This window comes from Tangfeifania sp., assembly GCF_055108615.1.
The window spans coordinates 1-15,539 of record NZ_JBSQIC010000090.1; the positions used below are offsets into that span (position 1 = coordinate 1).

Genomic DNA, 15,539 nt, shown 5'->3' on the forward strand with positions numbered 1-15,539 from the left:
CCAGACAATTGGTCTCGAGCAAAGTGAACCGGTTGTCAGGGGTTGTTTCTCCCACTTTAATTTTAAGCATGTCCTGAATGGAAAACAGGATTTGGTTTTTGCCTTTCATGGAACATGTAATGGTTTTGCAAACCCTGATTATAAATTTTCCGGCGGGCTGGGTTTCAAGAAATGAATAAAAAGTTGCTGTGCCGTAAACGTCGGATGCCGGAATATCCATCTCCCGGGCAATTTCCACCATTGAATATTCCGAAAGGTACTTTTCTTGCTGAACCACACCCTGCATAACAGGGAGCAGACTTTCTCTTGTCCTTCCGTATTTGTCGGCAAGACCTTTGATTAAAGATTGAACGGGATCCATAAGCATAATTTTAATTATAAGTAAAACAGGTTGAGTAATTATTTTTTGCAGCCGCTGAGGCCAGGTTGATTTTCTTCACATATACTTTATTTTCCAAATATTTAATTGCATAAAAGTAAACACTTGATTAATAAAAAACCAAGATATTTAGGTGTAACATGCCTGTTTTTCAACATGATTTTGTGATTGTAAAATAGACTAAATTTAAATAAGGATTTTTTTCTTTGTTTCGTTAAATATGGCTGGTTTTTTGTTGTAAAAATAAATGTTTTTTTTTCTAACCGGAGGCAACCTTTTCAGGGGGTTATACGTCTTATTTAATGAAAGCCATTTTTTAAAACAATTAATTCATTTTTCAGTCATGAAAACGATTATAAATATTCTTCTATTCGGTGTTTTTATACTTTTCCCCCACGCAGGAAATGCGCAGATGATTTCTGTATCGGGGGTTGTGAAAAATTATGTTACAGACAGGGCCATCGAAAATGCTTCGATTTATGAAGCTTTTTCAGGAATAGGTACCATTTCGAACAGCGATGGATATTATCATCTTCTTTTAAAACCCGGCAAGCAGCACCTAAACATCACGTCTCCCGGCTTTGAAAAATATTCGCAGGAGTTTCGTTTAACCGGAGACACCATAATTTCGCTTCAATTAATTCCCGTAAATTTTGGGGAGAAAGAAATTGTAGCCGACCGCGATTCAGAAAAATTAACCGACGGACAAAATGCCGTGAAGATTCAGTCGGAGAAAAAAAAGTTTTAGCTCGTCCGGTTAACGTTTCAGTCTATCATATCTGAAATAACTTCCCCCTGGGTTTTGTCGGGCATTGGAATGCCAATTAAATGACAAATGGTAGGCGCAAAATCAACTGCATTTTGTTTTTTGCTGATTATTTTTGGAGAAATGCCACCTCCGTAAAAAACCAATGGAATATGCGACTGGTCAGTGTAATTCACTTTTTTGAATTTGTAACTGGGTTGCCATCCTTCTTTGAGCAGAAACAGAAAATCGCCCGACCGGTTTTTGGCATACGATTTATAAATCAGTGAAAGCAGGCCGTTGGGCGAACTTCCCTGTTCCAACTGGAAGGCTGGCAATGAAACCTGAACGCCTTCAAACTGATTAATAAAATTTGATGCTTCGTCGCGTATTTCATCCAAATCTATTTTATTTTTTTTGATGAGTTCATGGTTCAGGTAAACCTGTGAATCGGAGTAGTACTCAATCCAGTTTTCCTGTCCGTATGTAATGTTCAGATAGGAAGTTAACAAGGCAATAGCGCTTTCCGGCGAAAAATGATCCACTGGCATATTAAATTCTTCCTGCAGGTACTCAACCGGGTACGATGCCGAAGTATTTGCAGTAAGAAAAAACAACACGTTATCCTTTCCATATTTATTTTCGGCATGTTCAATTACCTCGCCAATGTACTGATCCATATAGAGATAAGTGTCCTGCATTTCCACCGAGGCCGGTCCGAAGTTGCCGTTTTCGTAATCCATCGACGAGAAAGTGATGGTGAAAAAATCGGTGATTTCATCCTGTCCGATGGGTTCGTTTTCCATCAGCCGGATGGCAAAATCTTTCATGATTTGATTGGCATACGGAGTTGTTTTTACAGGGCTGAGATTTTCGGCCTTTCGACTGTACCTGCCAACGGTATGCGGAAATGTGTTCCAGCGGTCAAAATACCCTTTTTCGAGTATGTAATTGTCTTCCACACTCTCTGTGTACTCTTTGGGCGGCATAAAAGTTACCCAGTTGCGGTAGCTGTACATTTCACCATAATTTTCGGTGTTGAACTCGCGCACCCAGTCCGGGAAAGTACTCAGGTAAAATGAGCTTGAAATAATTTTCCCCGATTCAGTGTCGTACCAGTAAGCGCCATCTGCCACATGGCCGGCAGAAAAAATGGCTGATTCGCGGTTCATGGCTGCACTGAAAACAAGCGCTTCGCCACGGCTGAAAATTTTCAGGTTGTCGGTTATGGTGTTTGAAAGCAGTTTTTTGGGGGAAGCATTTCCCTGGTCGGTGTCGGCACCCACCGTGAAATAGTAATCATCCCGGGTGCATTCAATTTCTTTTTGCTTAAGCCTGTCGTACCAGTTTTTATCCACAATTCCGTGCATCGAAGGATGAACGCCTGTAAACAATGTGGCTGTTCCGCCTGCATAACTTTGTATGTGCTGCGTGAGGTTTATGTTGGTGCAAACAGTCCCGTTGTTGTATAGTTTTTTGAAGCCGTTGGGGCTGAATTTATCCCAGTAGCGCTGAATGTAGTCCGGTCGCATGTTTTCAATCATCAACCCGATAACAACTTTGGGTTTTTGCCGTTGAATATATTTATTCTGCTGTGCAATAATCAGTTCCGGTATCAATAATAAAATGGATATAATAAGTACAGGTAATTTTTTTGATATCATTTTTTTGAAATTTGGCCGAATGTAATAAAGTATCACTTCAAATCAAAGATAACGGATAACAGTCAAAATTATTTTTTTCTATTAATTTAGCGCAAATTAAAACTAAAAAAGAACTAAGATGAAGAAGGCCGCAACATCCATTTTTACGTTATTACTGGCAGTAAGTCTGTTTGCCCAGGAACTTCCTTTCAGAATGGAAGAATTAACCGCTCCTGATTTTGTAAAAGCAGTTGAAAAAAGTTCCAAAACCTGTATCATTCCTATCGGGGTGTTCGAAAAACACGGCCCGCACTTGCCGCTTGGTACCGATTTGTACATGTCTCGCGAATACTCGCTGCGGGCAGCCGAACAGGAATATACGGTGGTTTTTCCGTGGTATTACTTTAGTCAGATTAACGAGGCGAGGCACCAGCCGGGAACTATTTCCTACAGCCCGGAGCTGATTTGGAAAGTTTTGCAGGAAACACTGGATGAGCTCAACCGAAATGGTTTTGAGAAAATCATCATAGTGAACGGGCATGGCGGGAACAATGCCTTTTTGAATTATTTCGGAATGGCCCAGCTTTCGGAACCGCGCGATTACGCGTTGTACTGGTTCCGCCCCGAAGACAGCCGGGAAGTCAATAAAAAGGCGGAAGGATTAACACAGGTTGATAAATACGACCAGCATGCAGGAAATTCAGAATCGTCGGAAATGGCAGCTGCACAGCCCGGTAAAATTCATCTCGGCAGGGCAGGAGAACAGTCGGGTGTTGACCTGGAACGAATGAAAAATCTGAAATATATCTATTCAGGAATCTGGTGGTACGCCAGCTATCCCAATCATTACAGTGGCGACGGCTCCAAAGCCAATGCCGAAGCCGGCGAACTGCTGATTGAGCATACCGTTTCGCAACTGGTTGAAATGATCAAACAGGTGAAAACCGATAAAACCGTTCCGGAATTGCAGGAGCAGTTTTTTAAAGAATCGGATAATCCACTGAAGACAAAACAATAGGGAAGGATTGCTAGGTTTCCGGGAGCCGGAGTTTCCAACTCCGGTCTTTTCAGGACATTGAGTTTCCAACTTAATGAATAGCTGCGGACTTCGGAAAGTCCGTCTCCCCCGGGGGATTTTGAGTTTCCAACTCGAAGTATTCTTAAGCGGTAGTCATTAAAAAGTCACGGACTTGGAAAGTCCGTGTCCCGGTTTTTTTTTTCAGACAAAAATATCTTTTCTTTGCATGACCGATAAGGGAACCGTTCTTTTTGAAGAGAACGGTTCTTTCATTAACGGGAAAGGCATTGGTTATTATTTAAATTTTGTAAAGGATCAGGATGGGAAAAAAGCGCGTGAATGTGGTGACGATGGGATGTTCGAAAAACCTGGTCGATTCGGAAGTGTTGCTGAATCAGCTACAAAGAGGGGATTTCGAAGTGATGCACGATTCAAATGAAACCGGTTTCGATGCGGTTTTTGTAAATACCTGCGGGTTTATTCACGATGCCAAGCGGGAATCCATCGACATGATTCTGGATTACGTGGATGCCAAAAAACGCGGCGACATTCAGAAACTTTACGTGATGGGGTGCCTCTCTGAGCGCTATCAAAAAGATTTGGTAAATGAAATACCAGAAGTGGACCGTTATTTTGGCAAGTTTGATTTAAAAGCGATGGTAGATGAACTCCAGGTAAATTATTACCCGGAATACATATACGAACGAAAAATTACCACCCCGTCGCATTTTGCGTACCTTAAAATTGCCGAAGGCTGCAACCGCTCGTGTGCATTTTGCGCCATCCCCATGATGACCGGACGGCACAATTCGCGCTCTATCGAAAGTTTGGTAAAGGAAGCCCGCTACCTCGCCAAAAAGGGTGTAAAAGAAATATTACTGATTGCGCAGGAGTTGTCGTACTACGGAATAGATATTTACGGGAAAAACCAATTGCCTGAGTTGATAGAACAAATTTCGGAAATTGAAGGAATTGAATGGATTCGGCTGCACTATTTATATCCTACAAAATTCCCGTACGAGATTTTGCCGGTGATGCGCGATAACCCGAAGGTGTGTAAATACTTAGACATGCCATTGCAACATATTGCCAATCCGGTTTTAAAACGAATGTTGCGCCACGTAACCCGCGAAGAAACCGAATCACTTATCAAACGAATAAAAGAAGAAGTGCCCGGAGTGATTTTGCGCACTACCATGCTGGTTGGGTTTCCCGGAGAAACGGAAGCCGATTTCGAAGAGCTGAAACAATTCATCACCGATACCAAATTTGAACGGTTGGGAGTTTTTACTTATTCGCACGAAGAAAATACGTACGCTGCCAAAAAATTTCAAGACGATGTTCCGGAAGAAATAAAACAGGCCCGCGCCGACGAGATTATGGAAATTCAGCAGCAAATTTCGGCAGAACTCAATCAGAAGAAAATCGGGCAAACATTTAAAGTGATAATCGACCGCGAGGAAGGTGAAAACTACGTTGGAAGAACCGAATTTGATTCACCGGAAGTGGATGGCGAAGTAATCGTTTCTTCCGGTAAAGAACTCCGGCGCGGCGATTTTGTAACGGTTAAAATCACCGGCGCCGAAGATTATGATTTGTTTGGGGAAGTGATTTTCTGAAATTTCACTTTCCAAACAAATAGATAATCGATAACTGTTGTTGCTGATCCAAATACTTCCAATCGACGAGGTGGAAAGAAAGGTTGAACCGGCCTTTTACTTTTTCGTGGTTAATGAAATACCAGATGGCATCGGTGCGCCAGTAGTTATCCACCCGGTAAAAACGGTCGCCGAATTTAAATTTATGACCCTCGCCAGCGCTTAACACAGATTTTATTCCAAAATTTTTATACCTCGCTTTGGTTTCGGCGAACAGACTGACGGCATTTAAAAATCCATTTGTAATACTTCGCTCTCGATAGGAAGATTCCAAAACACCGGCTTTCACATACCCGTTGATAACTGCATTTTTATTGGTTCTGATTCCCGCTTGAACGGCAAATCCCAAATAGTCTTTCACATTATCGCCCGGAATTTTGATGCCTGGTACGGCATCGTGAAACATGAGGAAATAATTTTGAAGGAACAGGTTTTTATGAAAAATCTCCCCTGAAAAACCAACGATAAAATTTTCGCGTTTCACATCGGTTTGGCGGCTCACCCAATCCACAAAACCGTTTTGTTTACCCCAGTCCCAGTGTATTTCACCAAACATTCCTTCCATATTAGGTCGGTAATATAACAATGTGTCGGTGAGCATGGCCAGCGGAAAATCAATTCTGCCTCTCCGGGGAAATGCTCCGAAAAGAAATTCTTTTTTCTTGTCAGAATACTGGTAGTAAAGAGTTAATTTTGGTTTGTGGTAATCCATGTCGCTGCCAAATTCAAGCAGGTGGCTCAGCCCGGTTCTAATCCGGTGGTTATCCATTTCAAGTCCAATCTCAAAAGCACCGCGGCTGCCCAAAATAGTTTGCGACATGGCTTTGTTGCTTGTAGAATATTCACGGTTGTCGCCAATTCCTTCAAATAAAACCTGGTATTCAAAATTTTGTGCCAGCCCCCAAAATGGCAGGTTTAGCAGGAGTATGAAAAGCAGCTTTCTCATTGGTATAATTTTCAGAAACGAAAGTAATAAATCATTTGATAAATAAACAGAATTTTTTTGTTTTGAAATGAGACTGTTAATATCAAAAAATTTATAAAAGCTTACATATCTATCTAAAACGAAAAATTTCCCGCAGATTTCGCTAAATTACGCAGATTTTTTTATCAGCGTTTATCTGCGGAATCTGCGGGAAAACAATAAAATATTCAATAATGTTAAATATGCATACGGATAGTTATTTAAACTTTTATATTCGTGTATAAAATTAAAATATAACAAAATGGCAGTACTTAAATTTGACGATGTCCCTTACGAAAAAGTTAAAGAGGGCCTTCAGCGAAAGATTATTCATACCGATAATTTGATGACGGTTCTGATTGATTTTTCCAACGGTCCGTGGGAAGAGCCGGAACCTTCGCACTCACATTCGCATGAGCAAACTTCTTACGTGGCTAAAGGCGAAATTATTTTTTACTGCGAAGACGAGCCGGAGCAGCACCTGAAAGCAGGAGATATGTTTGCGGTGCCATCCAATAAAAAGCATACCATCAAATTGCTTACGCAAAAGGTGCGGCTGATTGACAGCTTTACGCCAATACGGGAAGACTTTTTAAAGGAAGAAAAAGCAATAAGCAGTAGGCAATAGGCAGTAGGCAGTAGGCAAAATTGCAATAGGCAAAAAGCGGTAGAGTCATAATATTAAAAATGATACACCAACGTCACTCCTTTTTGGTTGCCAAGCTGAAAGGGAAAAATATCGAACCGTTTCAGGTGTTCGTTGTCCCATTTGTACTGGTGGGTGAGGTACACCAGTTCAGTGGAGAAAATACCGATACCTGCGCCCATTAATACATCCGAAACCCAATGGGCATTTTTTGCCACACGCATAACTGCTACTGTGGTTGCGCATGAATAGGCTCCAATGCTAAACCAGGGGCTCAACTCGCCATATTCTTTGTGCATGAAATGTGCAAACGAAAAAACTTTGGATGTATGACCGGAAGGAAATGAACGCACTCCTCCACTGGGACGGGGTTCATTCACCCAGTATTTTAACCGGTCAGTAATCAGGCCGTTCACCAAAAAACTTTTGATGGCTATGGCCGTTTTATTGCCAAAATTATTTTTGCCTTCAATGCCCAGTGCATAGAGACCATACACTGCTGCTACCGGTGCATATTGCGCGTAATCGTCGAAAGTGCCGTGGTAAGCAAAATTATCCTGCGTAAAATCGCGAACCGATTCTTTTGTGCCGCTCATGAAATGCAAGGCTGTTCCGCTGGAAATGAGCAGGGTAGGTGCAATCCAGGGTTTTAATCCCCTTTTTTTGTCGGGGTATCTGAAGTTGAGCTGGTGGATGGAATCATTATGAAAAAAGGACCAGTTTTTAAATGAATTTTTCTTTTCTGCAAATTGTTCTTCACCCGGTGATTTTGTGATCAAAGGATTTTTGCCTCCCGAAAATGCAGGAAGCAATAGTAACCACGACAGTAATAAAACAGAAACTTTCTTCATTTTTTTTAATTGCAGCAAATGTAGGAAAAATAGGCAATCCCATCAATTTTACTCATTTTCTAAAAAAAAGAAAACCCGGCGAAAAATTAGTTCACCGGGTTTATAGTTATTTTGTTTTGATTTCTACATCAAAAAGCTGAGCAAAATACCGGCCGCCACTGCCGAACCGATAACACCTGAAACGTTTGGTGCCATGGCATGCATCAGCAAGTGGTTGGTCGGGTCTTCCTTCAATCCCATGTGCTGCACCACGCGGGCACTGTCGGGCACTGCCGACACTCCACAGGCGCCAATCATCGGGTTGATTTTGTTTCCTTTTTTCATGAACATATTCATCAGTTTGGCGGCTGCTACACCACCTGCCGTAGCTATTACGAATGAAGCAGCACCGAGTCCGAAAATTTTAACCGACGATGGGTTAAGGAAAACATCGGCCTGAGTGGAAGCTCCAACTGTTAATCCTAGCAGAATGGTAATAGTATCGATAAGTGCATTGCTTGCGGTTGCAGCCAGTCGTTTGGTAACTCCCGATTCTTTCAGCAGGTTGCCGAAGAAAAGCATTCCCAGCAACGGCAGTGCCGATGGGGCAATATACGCCGTAAGCAGAAGCCCAACTATTGGGAATAATATTTTTTCGAGTTTTGAAACCGCACGCGGAGGTTTCATTTTAATGAGTCGTTCCCTTTTTGAAGTGAGCAGTTTAATTACGGGCGGCTGAATCACCGGAACCAGCGCCATGTATGAATAGGCCGCAATTGCAATGGGGCCGATGAGGTTCTTCACCGTTTCGCCGTTGGCCATCACATTCAATCCGTTGGCCAGTTTCGATGAAATGAAAATTGCCGTTGGGCCGTCGGCGCCGCCGATGATGCCGATTGCACCAGCTTCGGGCGGTGCAAATCCCAGCCAGATGGCGCCCAGGAAGGTGAGGAAAATACCAATTTGTGCAGAAGCACCCAGCAACATCAGTTTTGGGTTCGAGATGAGCGATGAAAAGTCGGTCATGGCACCAATACCCAAAAAGATGAGCGGTGGGTACCAGCCCTGAACCACGCCCTGGTAAAGGATATTCAACACCGAACCGGGTTCGTAAATACCCAGTTTAAGGTTAAAATCAACAACCTGGAACATGGGAATATTCCCGATTAGAATACCAAAACCAATTGGAATAAGCAGCAGCGGTTCAAACTCGTAGCGTATGGCCAGGAATATGAAAAACAGGCCGATAATCAGCATAACCATGTGTTTCCAGGTTACGTTGGCAAATCCCGAAAATTCATAAAAATTAAAAAGCCCCGAAATGGCCCCGCTGTAATTTTTATAGGTAAAACCATCACCTGTCATTTTTCCGTTATCTGAAAGGTGAAGTGCCCGTTTCGGCAGTTTTACGGTTTCATGTTCGGTAATGTAATCGGTTGATGAATTGTTGGGATCCATGTTTTTTCGGAGATGGGTTACCGAAACAGGATTAAAATCGAGGATGATTTCATCACCGGAAATGCGATATCGCCCGGAATAGCGCTGTTTGGCCGAGTCGAGCGTGAATGTATTGTTGCTGCCGAAACTAAACGTTTTGTACCTTTTCTGGGTGTCCGGTTCATCCTCCGGGTCGGCTTCCTCTGCATTGTAGGTAGCGTCAATGTGATAACCCGGTGTGCGTGTTACCCACTTTCCGCTGGAGATAGTTTCCTTCAGGTCATTTTTTTGCGCGTTTGCAGCAAAGCCCGAAACGAGAAGTAGAAAAGCAAATAGCAGTTGAAATGTATTTTTCATTTTAAATGAGTTCTGAACGGTTAACCAATTTCGATGAGCACGTCATCCTGCTGAACGGCATCGCCCACATTTACTTTAATTGAAATTACTTCGCCACCTTTACTGGTTTGCACCTGGTTTTCCATTTTCATGGCTTCCATAACCAGTACATTTTGTCCTTCGGTTACCACATCGCCAACCGATACGTTCAGCTTTAATATGGTTCCCGGCAGTGGTGCTGTAACATCATGTTTCCCTGTCGTTTCTTTCTTTTTGATTTCGCCTTCTCCCGGCCTTTTCTCGAGAGGTTTGCGAACCAGGCGTGGTGTTTTCGAGGCTTTAATTTCGTTGTGGATAACCACTTCGTAAAGGGTTCCGTTTACATCAACTTCTGCAGTGTTGTCTTCAATGTCCTTAATGTGCACATCGTAGTCGTTTCCGCTGATGGTGAATTTGTATTTCTTCATTTGTAATTTTTTTGAGTCATTTTTGTTTTTTATGCCCCTGTCGCTCCTTCGGAACTCTTGTCCCCCCTTGACAAGAGCGACAAATTCCTCCCCTTTGGGGAGGTTAGGAGGGGCTTATTTCCCGGGCCAGTTTTGAGTTACACTGTAAATTTTTGAACTCCAGGGCGAATATCTCTTTCGCACCTGCTTAATGGTTACAATGTTACTTTCCTCATCGTGCAGTTCCGAAAAGTAAAGATGCAGTCCAAGGCTGATGGCGGCTGTTACGTTTCCTTCAACGGAAAAGTCGTCCTCTTTTTCATCTGTACCTTTTGGTTTTCTGCTACTGCTTTTTTTCCTGAATCTTAAATTTACCAGCTTGGGCAAACGCGAAAAAACAAGAAACAGCACGGTGAGTGAAAATACTACAATTCCAAAACCAACGATGGCTACAGTAAACCCAAAATCGACAGAATTGGCCAGTAATAAAAATAAAAGATCCATAGTGTATCCGGTTTTTTAAAGTGGAATATTTGAATGTTTTTTAGGCGGATTCACCAGTTTTTTCGTTGCCAGGCTCTGCAATCCGCGGATAATTCTGAACCGGGTGTTACGCGGCTCAATAATATCGTCGATGTAACCGTAAGCTGCTGCCTCAAAAGGATTGGCAAATTTTTCTTTGTACTCCTCTTCGTGGTTGGCAATAAATTTGGCTTTTTCCTCCGGATCTTCAATTTCGGCCAGTTTGCGCCCGTGCAGCACTTCAACCGCACCCGAAGCTCCCATTACTGCAATTTCGGCAGTAGGCCAGGCGTAGTTAAGGTCGCCGCGCAATTGTTTACACGACATCACATCATGTGCACCGCCGTATGATTTACGGAGCGTAACCGTAATTTTTGGAACCGTTGCCTCGCCGTATGCAAACATCAGCTTGGCACCGTGGGTAATAATTCCGCCATATTCCTGCTTGCTGCCCGGAAGGAATCCCGGAACATCAACCAGTGTGATGATTGGAATGTTGAAACTGTCGCAGAAACGAACAAAGCGTGCGGCTTTCCGTGAGGCTTCAATGTCGAGTACCCCGGCCAGGTAATTAGGCTGGTTGGCTACAATTCCAACAGGTTGTCCGTCGAATTTGGCAAAACCAACCACAATGTTTTTGGCGTAGTTACGGTGAATTTCCAGGAACTCAGAATAATCGACTATGGTTGTAATAATATCGGTAATATCGTAAGGCTGGTTTGGGTTTTCGGGAATGATTTCGTTGAGGTAATCATCCAGCCGGTCGATGGGGTCCGAACTTTCTGTAACAATAGGATCTTCCAGGTTGTTCTGCGGAAGGAAGCTGATGAGTTTACGGAGGAGCATCAATCCTTCTTTTTCTTCATCAACAAGGAAATGAGCCACACCCGATTTCGATGCGTGAATTTTGCCGCCTCCAAGGTCTTCTACTGAAATGTTTTCGCCGGTAACGGTTTTTACCACTTTGGGGCCGGTAACAAACATATAGGAATTCTGCTCGGTCATCATGATAAAATCGGTGAGCGCCGGAGAATAAACAGCGCCGCCGGCACACGGGCCAAAAATGGCCGAAATTTGCGGGATGACACCCGATGCGAGAATATTGCGTTCAAAAATTTCGGCATAACCTGCCAGTGAAGTTACCCCTTCCTGGATACGTGCGCCGCCTGAATCGTTGATGCCAATTAAGGGCGCTCCGGCTTTCATGGCCATGTCCATTACTTTGCAGATTTTTTGCGCAAATGTTTCGGAGAGCGACCCGCCGAAAACAGTAAAATCCTGCGAAAAAACATACACCACGCGCCCGTCGATGGTACCGTGACCGGTAACCACGCCATCGCCAAGGAATTTCTTTTTCTCCATGCCGAAGTTGGTGCAGCGGTGGGTTACAAACATATCAAACTCTTCGAAACTTCCTTCGTCGAGCAATAATTCAATGCGTTCGCGGGCAGTGAATTTTCCTTTACGGTGCTGGGCTTCAATGCGTTTAACGCCTCCTCCCAGTTTGGCCTCCGTACGAAGGTCAATCAGCTTTTTAACTTTATCTTGTGAACTCATAATTATAAAAACGGTTTATGTTGACTTGGCTATTCTTTGCCACAAATTTCTGTTAATACCCCAAGTGTTGATTTTGGGTGAAGAAACCCAATGTTGAGACCTTCGGCGCCTTTCCGCCCTTTTTTGTCGATTAACCTGACTCCTTTTTCTTCCAGTTCGCTGAGCGATTCGTCCACATTTTCAGTGGCAAAAGCCAAGTGGTGAATGCCCTGTCCCTTTTTTTCAATGAATTTACCAATCGGGCCTTCCGGATCGGTTGATTCCAGTAACTCAATTTTAGTTTGTCCCACCATAAAAAAGGCGGTTTTTACTTTTTGGTCTTTCACCTCTTCCACAGCGTAACATTTTAATCCCAGCATATTTTCGTAGAAAGGAATGGCCTCGTCGAGGCTGTTAACTGCTATTCCAATGTGTTCTATATGTGAAATATTCATTTTATTGATTTTAGTTGTTGCCGTCAGCATTTTCATCCCAAACAAAATGGAAGTGTGGGCCAAACCGTTCAAAAGCAGCTTTGTCGAGTTCTTCCTGGTGGTCGGGATGTGCAATTGAGATGATGAGTTTTGCCCTGTCCTGCAATGTTCTCCCGTAAAGGTTTACTGCGCCGAATTCGGTAACCAGCCAGTGGAGGTTGGCACGTGTGCTTACAACACCGGCACCGGGTGTAAGTATTGGGGCAATTTTGCTGATTCCTTTTGCCGTAACCGAGGGCATGGCAATAATGGGTTTTCCGCCGTTACTCAATGAGGCACCGCGCAAAAAGTCGATTTGACCGCCAACGCCCGAGTAAAATTTGGTGCCGATTGAGTCGGCGCAAACCTGGCCGGTTATGTCAACTTGCAGTGCTGAATTGATGGCCGTTACTTTCGGATTTTTGGCAATCACGTTCACGCGGTTGGTGTATTTAACATCCTGCATGGCCACTCCGGGGTTATCGTCAACAAATTCGTAGAGTTTGTTCGATCCCATCAGGAAGGTGGCTACCATTTTCCCTTTGTCCGTTTTTTTATTCTTGCCGTTAACAATTCCCTTGTCAACCAGCGGTAAAATACCATCTGCAAACATTTCGGAATGCACACCCAGGTCTTTGTGGTTCCCCAGCATCGAGAGCACAGCGTTGGGGATGGCACCAATTCCCATCTGGAGAGTTGCGCCGTCATCAACCAGTTCAGCCACATAGCGGCCAATTTTCCGGTCGGTTTCGCTAATCGGGCCGGGTTCGGCAGTAATCAGCGGGCTGTCGTCTTCCACAAAGAGATCGATTTCGTTGATGTGAATCATGGCATCGCCAAACGCACGGGGTACATTGGGGTTTACAATGGCGATAACCGTATCGGCTTTTTCAACCGCTGCAAGGGTGGCATCAACCGATGTCCCCAATGATACAAAACCAAATTTGTCGGGTGTTGAAACCTGAATCATAGCTACGTTAACCTGCAGGTAGCCTTCGCGTATTAACCGCTGCGTTTCCTGTAAAAATACAGGAATGTAGTCGGCATAACCGGCTTGGGTTTGTTTTCTGACGTTGGCTCCCACAAAAAACGATTCCAGTTGAAAAATGCCTTCAAATTCAGCATCGGCATACGGGGCATGCCCTTCGGTATGAATGTGCTGAATACGTACATTTCGGAACTCTTTGTTTCGGCCGCGTTCACACATTGCTTTAATAAGCGGATGTGGTGTAACGGCTACACTGTGGAGGTGAACTCTGTCATTCGACTTAATGACTTTAACTGCATCTTTGGCGCTGATAAATTTAATATTCTTCATGCTTTTCCGGTAAAAATCGGGTTTCAAATAAAGGGCGCAAATATAAAAAAACTATCAGCCATAAAAACTTTCGAATATCATTTCCACATGTTCAAAACCTTTTGTGAATTATTTGTTAAGGAATTGGAACGGGGTGGTGATAAAAGTCATGTTTTTTTTGTCGTTCAACCATAAATACTATGGTGATGTTAATTTAAAAAATTGACTTTACCGCAGGGGCAAATAAAAAGATGTTGTTTAACACAAATATTGCGGTCGCACCTCGAAAAGAGATTTCAGAAGCTGAATTTTCAAAAAATAACAATCCATTTACAACATCGGCCTTTGCGGGGTTTTTAAGTTTTAATTTGTTGTAACATATTTGATATTCAGGAAATAAGTAAAATTACTTATAGGTGTTTTCACTAATTATTTATAGATTTGGTTCGAAATACGGGTCAAAAAATAAATCAGGGAAACCAAAATCTAACTAACAATGGACTCTTCAAACTGTCGAATTCTGTTGATTGTTGCACGGGAAGATCAAAATCATCTGCCATTTCGAGAGCTATTAATAAAAAGTGGTTTTGAAATTTGCCTTGCTCACGACGCACAGGAGGCTTTGTCAAAAATTATTGAATGCACCCCCGATTTAATTATATGCCATAATAAGTTGGGGGAAAAAACAGGACTGCAATTGTATCATACATTGAAGCCCGAGCTGATTAAAAGGTGTATGCCTTTTTTTCTATACCTCCCTAATTACCAGAAAGAGGATGTGCTTATCGGGCTTGAAATGGGAGTGGATAATTTTATTGTTTTTCCTTTTGATGAAACTACAGTAATTAATAAAATTCAGCATCAGATTGATAAAGCTGAGAAACTGAAATTTTTCGATACCCCAGGTTTTCACCAATCATTCGAAAAGAGTCCTGTGGCAAAGTTTATTACCCAAAACGAGCAAATATTAAAAATTAACAGTGCTTTTTCACGACTGGTACGGGAGCCGGTGGATGCAGAACAGCTGCCTAAAATTGAGGATGTATTTGATATTTCATATCCTGAAACCAACGAAATGAATTTCAGGAAATGTATGAACGGTTTAAAAAACCAGTGCCTGTTTCAGTCACTTCCCCTAAGGCACGATCCCGTTTTAAAATTTGATGTGCACCTGGTTTATACCGAATACCTGGGAGAAGACAAATTTATGGGCGAAGTTATGCCGGTTCAGAGAATTAGCAGAATCGACAATACACCTGATTTGAGCGGAGAGCTAAAGCGGGATGTAACAGAAACGGGAGAAAAAGAGGCTGTTTGGCTCACTCCCCGCGAAAAAGAAGTGCTATATTGGTCGGCCCAGGGGGTGCCCATTAAACAAATTGCCAATATACTGCATATTTCTGAACGCACCGTGGAAAAACACCGCGCCAATATAATGTCGAAAACCGATACCAACAGCATCATCGAAGCCATTTATGCCGTGCAGCGAAAAATGATGTGACCTCTCCAGCCTCACCCAACCTCTCCAAAGGAGAGGAGCCAATCATCTTTCAGATGATTATGGGAAAGGTGCAAAAACAAAAGTTTGTGAAATTTACAAACTGACCAG

The 15,539-nt window shown here is 43.0% G+C and carries 15 protein-coding genes; 5 read left to right on the plus strand and 10 right to left on the minus strand.

From position 1 onward, the window contains the following. On the minus strand, nucleotides 1–361 hold a 361-nt coding region (locus ACTCNA_RS15265), incomplete at its 3' end, for an NADH-quinone oxidoreductase subunit NuoE family protein (protein WP_462948800.1). 361 nt (nucleotides 362–722) lie between these two features. Here ACTCNA_RS15265 and ACTCNA_RS15270 point away from each other — a divergent pair. Then, a complete protein-coding gene (locus ACTCNA_RS15270; protein WP_462948801.1) occupies nucleotides 723–1,127 on the plus strand; it encodes a carboxypeptidase-like regulatory domain-containing protein in 405 nt (134 codons plus the stop codon). A 17-nt stretch (nucleotides 1,128–1,144) separates the two neighbouring features. Here the strand turns inward: ACTCNA_RS15270 and ACTCNA_RS15275 are convergent, their stop codons facing one another. Continuing rightward, a complete protein-coding gene (locus ACTCNA_RS15275) occupies nucleotides 1,145–2,788 on the minus strand; it encodes an alkaline phosphatase family protein (protein WP_462948802.1) in 1,644 nt (547 codons plus the stop codon). A gap of 118 nt (nucleotides 2,789–2,906) precedes the next feature. Between ACTCNA_RS15275 and ACTCNA_RS15280 the strand changes: the two genes are divergently transcribed. Both ACTCNA_RS15280 and rimO read left to right on the plus strand, forming a co-directional pair. After that, the gene (locus ACTCNA_RS15280) at nucleotides 2,907–3,785 is read left to right on the plus strand and encodes a creatininase family protein (RefSeq protein WP_462948803.1); all 879 of its coding nucleotides are present in this window, start codon (nucleotides 2,907–2,909) and stop codon (nucleotides 3,783–3,785) included. Nucleotides 3,786–4,105: 320 nt separating this feature from the next. Next, nucleotides 4,106–5,404, plus strand: a complete 1,299-nt coding sequence (gene rimO, locus ACTCNA_RS15285; RefSeq protein ID WP_462948804.1) for a 30S ribosomal protein S12 methylthiotransferase RimO — start codon at nucleotides 4,106–4,108, stop codon at nucleotides 5,402–5,404. Nucleotides 5,405–5,408: 4 nt separating this feature from the next. Here rimO and ACTCNA_RS15290 read toward each other — a convergent pair whose 3' ends face one another. Then, complete coding sequence (locus tag ACTCNA_RS15290; RefSeq protein ID WP_462948805.1) at nucleotides 5,409–6,389, minus strand: hypothetical protein; 981 nt, start codon at nucleotides 6,387–6,389, stop codon at nucleotides 5,409–5,411. Nucleotides 6,390–6,669: 280 nt separating this feature from the next. Here ACTCNA_RS15290 and ACTCNA_RS15295 point away from each other — a divergent pair, with 280 nt between their 5' ends. After that, nucleotides 6,670–7,035: a cupin domain-containing protein gene (locus ACTCNA_RS15295; RefSeq protein ID WP_462948806.1), complete on the plus strand. Its 366-nt coding sequence runs from the start codon at nucleotides 6,670–6,672 to the stop codon at nucleotides 7,033–7,035. Nucleotides 7,036–7,088: 53 nt separating this feature from the next. Here the strand turns inward: ACTCNA_RS15295 and ACTCNA_RS15300 are convergent, their stop codons facing one another. From ACTCNA_RS15300 to ACTCNA_RS15330, 7 genes are all read right to left on the minus strand, one after another. Beyond that, the gene (locus tag ACTCNA_RS15300) at nucleotides 7,089–7,904 is read right to left on the minus strand and encodes a phosphatase PAP2 family protein (RefSeq protein WP_462948807.1); all 816 of its coding nucleotides are present in this window, start codon (nucleotides 7,902–7,904) and stop codon (nucleotides 7,089–7,091) included. A 123-nt stretch (nucleotides 7,905–8,027) separates the two neighbouring features. Further along, entirely contained in the window at nucleotides 8,028–9,677 is a 1,650-nt protein-coding gene (locus tag ACTCNA_RS15305) for a sodium ion-translocating decarboxylase subunit beta (RefSeq protein WP_245792680.1), read from the minus strand. A 20-nt stretch (nucleotides 9,678–9,697) separates the two neighbouring features. Then, nucleotides 9,698–10,123 carry a biotin/lipoyl-containing protein gene (locus tag ACTCNA_RS15310; RefSeq protein WP_073168653.1) on the minus strand — a complete coding sequence of 142 codons (426 nt, stop codon included), beginning with the start codon at nucleotides 10,121–10,123 and terminating at the stop codon, nucleotides 9,698–9,700. A 114-nt stretch (nucleotides 10,124–10,237) separates the two neighbouring features. Then, the gene (locus tag ACTCNA_RS15315) at nucleotides 10,238–10,606 is read right to left on the minus strand and encodes an OadG family protein (protein WP_462948808.1); all 369 of its coding nucleotides are present in this window, start codon (nucleotides 10,604–10,606) and stop codon (nucleotides 10,238–10,240) included. Between the two features lie 15 nt (nucleotides 10,607–10,621). Beyond that, nucleotides 10,622–12,181, minus strand: a complete 1,560-nt coding sequence (locus ACTCNA_RS15320; RefSeq protein WP_073168649.1) for an acyl-CoA carboxylase subunit beta — start codon at nucleotides 12,179–12,181, stop codon at nucleotides 10,622–10,624. Nucleotides 12,182–12,210: 29 nt separating this feature from the next. After that, the gene (gene mce, locus ACTCNA_RS15325) at nucleotides 12,211–12,615 is read right to left on the minus strand and encodes a methylmalonyl-CoA epimerase (protein ID WP_462948809.1); all 405 of its coding nucleotides are present in this window, start codon (nucleotides 12,613–12,615) and stop codon (nucleotides 12,211–12,213) included. A 10-nt stretch (nucleotides 12,616–12,625) separates the two neighbouring features. After that, nucleotides 12,626–13,951: an acetyl-CoA hydrolase/transferase family protein gene (locus ACTCNA_RS15330; protein ID WP_462948810.1), complete on the minus strand. Its 1,326-nt coding sequence runs from the start codon at nucleotides 13,949–13,951 to the stop codon at nucleotides 12,626–12,628. A 475-nt stretch (nucleotides 13,952–14,426) separates the two neighbouring features. Between ACTCNA_RS15330 and ACTCNA_RS15335 the strand changes: the two genes are divergently transcribed. Continuing rightward, nucleotides 14,427–15,431, plus strand: a complete 1,005-nt coding sequence (locus ACTCNA_RS15335; protein WP_462948811.1) for a LuxR C-terminal-related transcriptional regulator — start codon at nucleotides 14,427–14,429, stop codon at nucleotides 15,429–15,431. The last annotated feature ends 108 nt before the right edge of the window (nucleotides 15,432–15,539 follow it).

Excerpts from the sequence above, each read along its gene's own strand:
- ACTCNA_RS15270 (WP_462948801.1), top strand. The coding sequence starts at position 723 with ATGAAAACGATTATAAATATTCTTCTATTCGGTGTTTTTATACTTTTC.
- ACTCNA_RS15275 (WP_462948802.1), bottom strand. The coding sequence starts at position 2,788 with ATGATATCAAAAAAATTACCTGTACTTATTATATCCATTTTATTATTG.
- ACTCNA_RS15280 (WP_462948803.1), top strand. The coding sequence starts at position 2,907 with ATGAAGAAGGCCGCAACATCCATTTTTACGTTATTACTGGCAGTAAGT.
- rimO (WP_462948804.1), top strand. The coding sequence starts at position 4,106 with ATGGGAAAAAAGCGCGTGAATGTGGTGACGATGGGATGTTCGAAAAAC.
- ACTCNA_RS15290 (WP_462948805.1), bottom strand. The coding sequence starts at position 6,389 with ATGAGAAAGCTGCTTTTCATACTCCTGCTAAACCTGCCATTTTGGGGG.
- ACTCNA_RS15295 (WP_462948806.1), top strand. The coding sequence starts at position 6,670 with ATGGCAGTACTTAAATTTGACGATGTCCCTTACGAAAAAGTTAAAGAG.
- ACTCNA_RS15300 (WP_462948807.1), bottom strand. The coding sequence starts at position 7,904 with ATGAAGAAAGTTTCTGTTTTATTACTGTCGTGGTTACTATTGCTTCCT.
- ACTCNA_RS15305 (WP_245792680.1), bottom strand. The coding sequence starts at position 9,677 with ATGAAAAATACATTTCAACTGCTATTTGCTTTTCTACTTCTCGTTTCG.
- ACTCNA_RS15310 (WP_073168653.1), bottom strand. The coding sequence starts at position 10,123 with ATGAAGAAATACAAATTCACCATCAGCGGAAACGACTACGATGTGCAC.
- ACTCNA_RS15315 (WP_462948808.1), bottom strand. The coding sequence starts at position 10,606 with ATGGATCTTTTATTTTTATTACTGGCCAATTCTGTCGATTTTGGGTTT.
- ACTCNA_RS15320 (WP_073168649.1), bottom strand. The coding sequence starts at position 12,181 with ATGAGTTCACAAGATAAAGTTAAAAAGCTGATTGACCTTCGTACGGAG.
- mce (WP_462948809.1), bottom strand. The coding sequence starts at position 12,615 with ATGAATATTTCACATATAGAACACATTGGAATAGCAGTTAACAGCCTC.
- ACTCNA_RS15330 (WP_462948810.1), bottom strand. The coding sequence starts at position 13,951 with ATGAAGAATATTAAATTTATCAGCGCCAAAGATGCAGTTAAAGTCATT.
- ACTCNA_RS15335 (WP_462948811.1), top strand. The coding sequence starts at position 14,427 with ATGGACTCTTCAAACTGTCGAATTCTGTTGATTGTTGCACGGGAAGAT.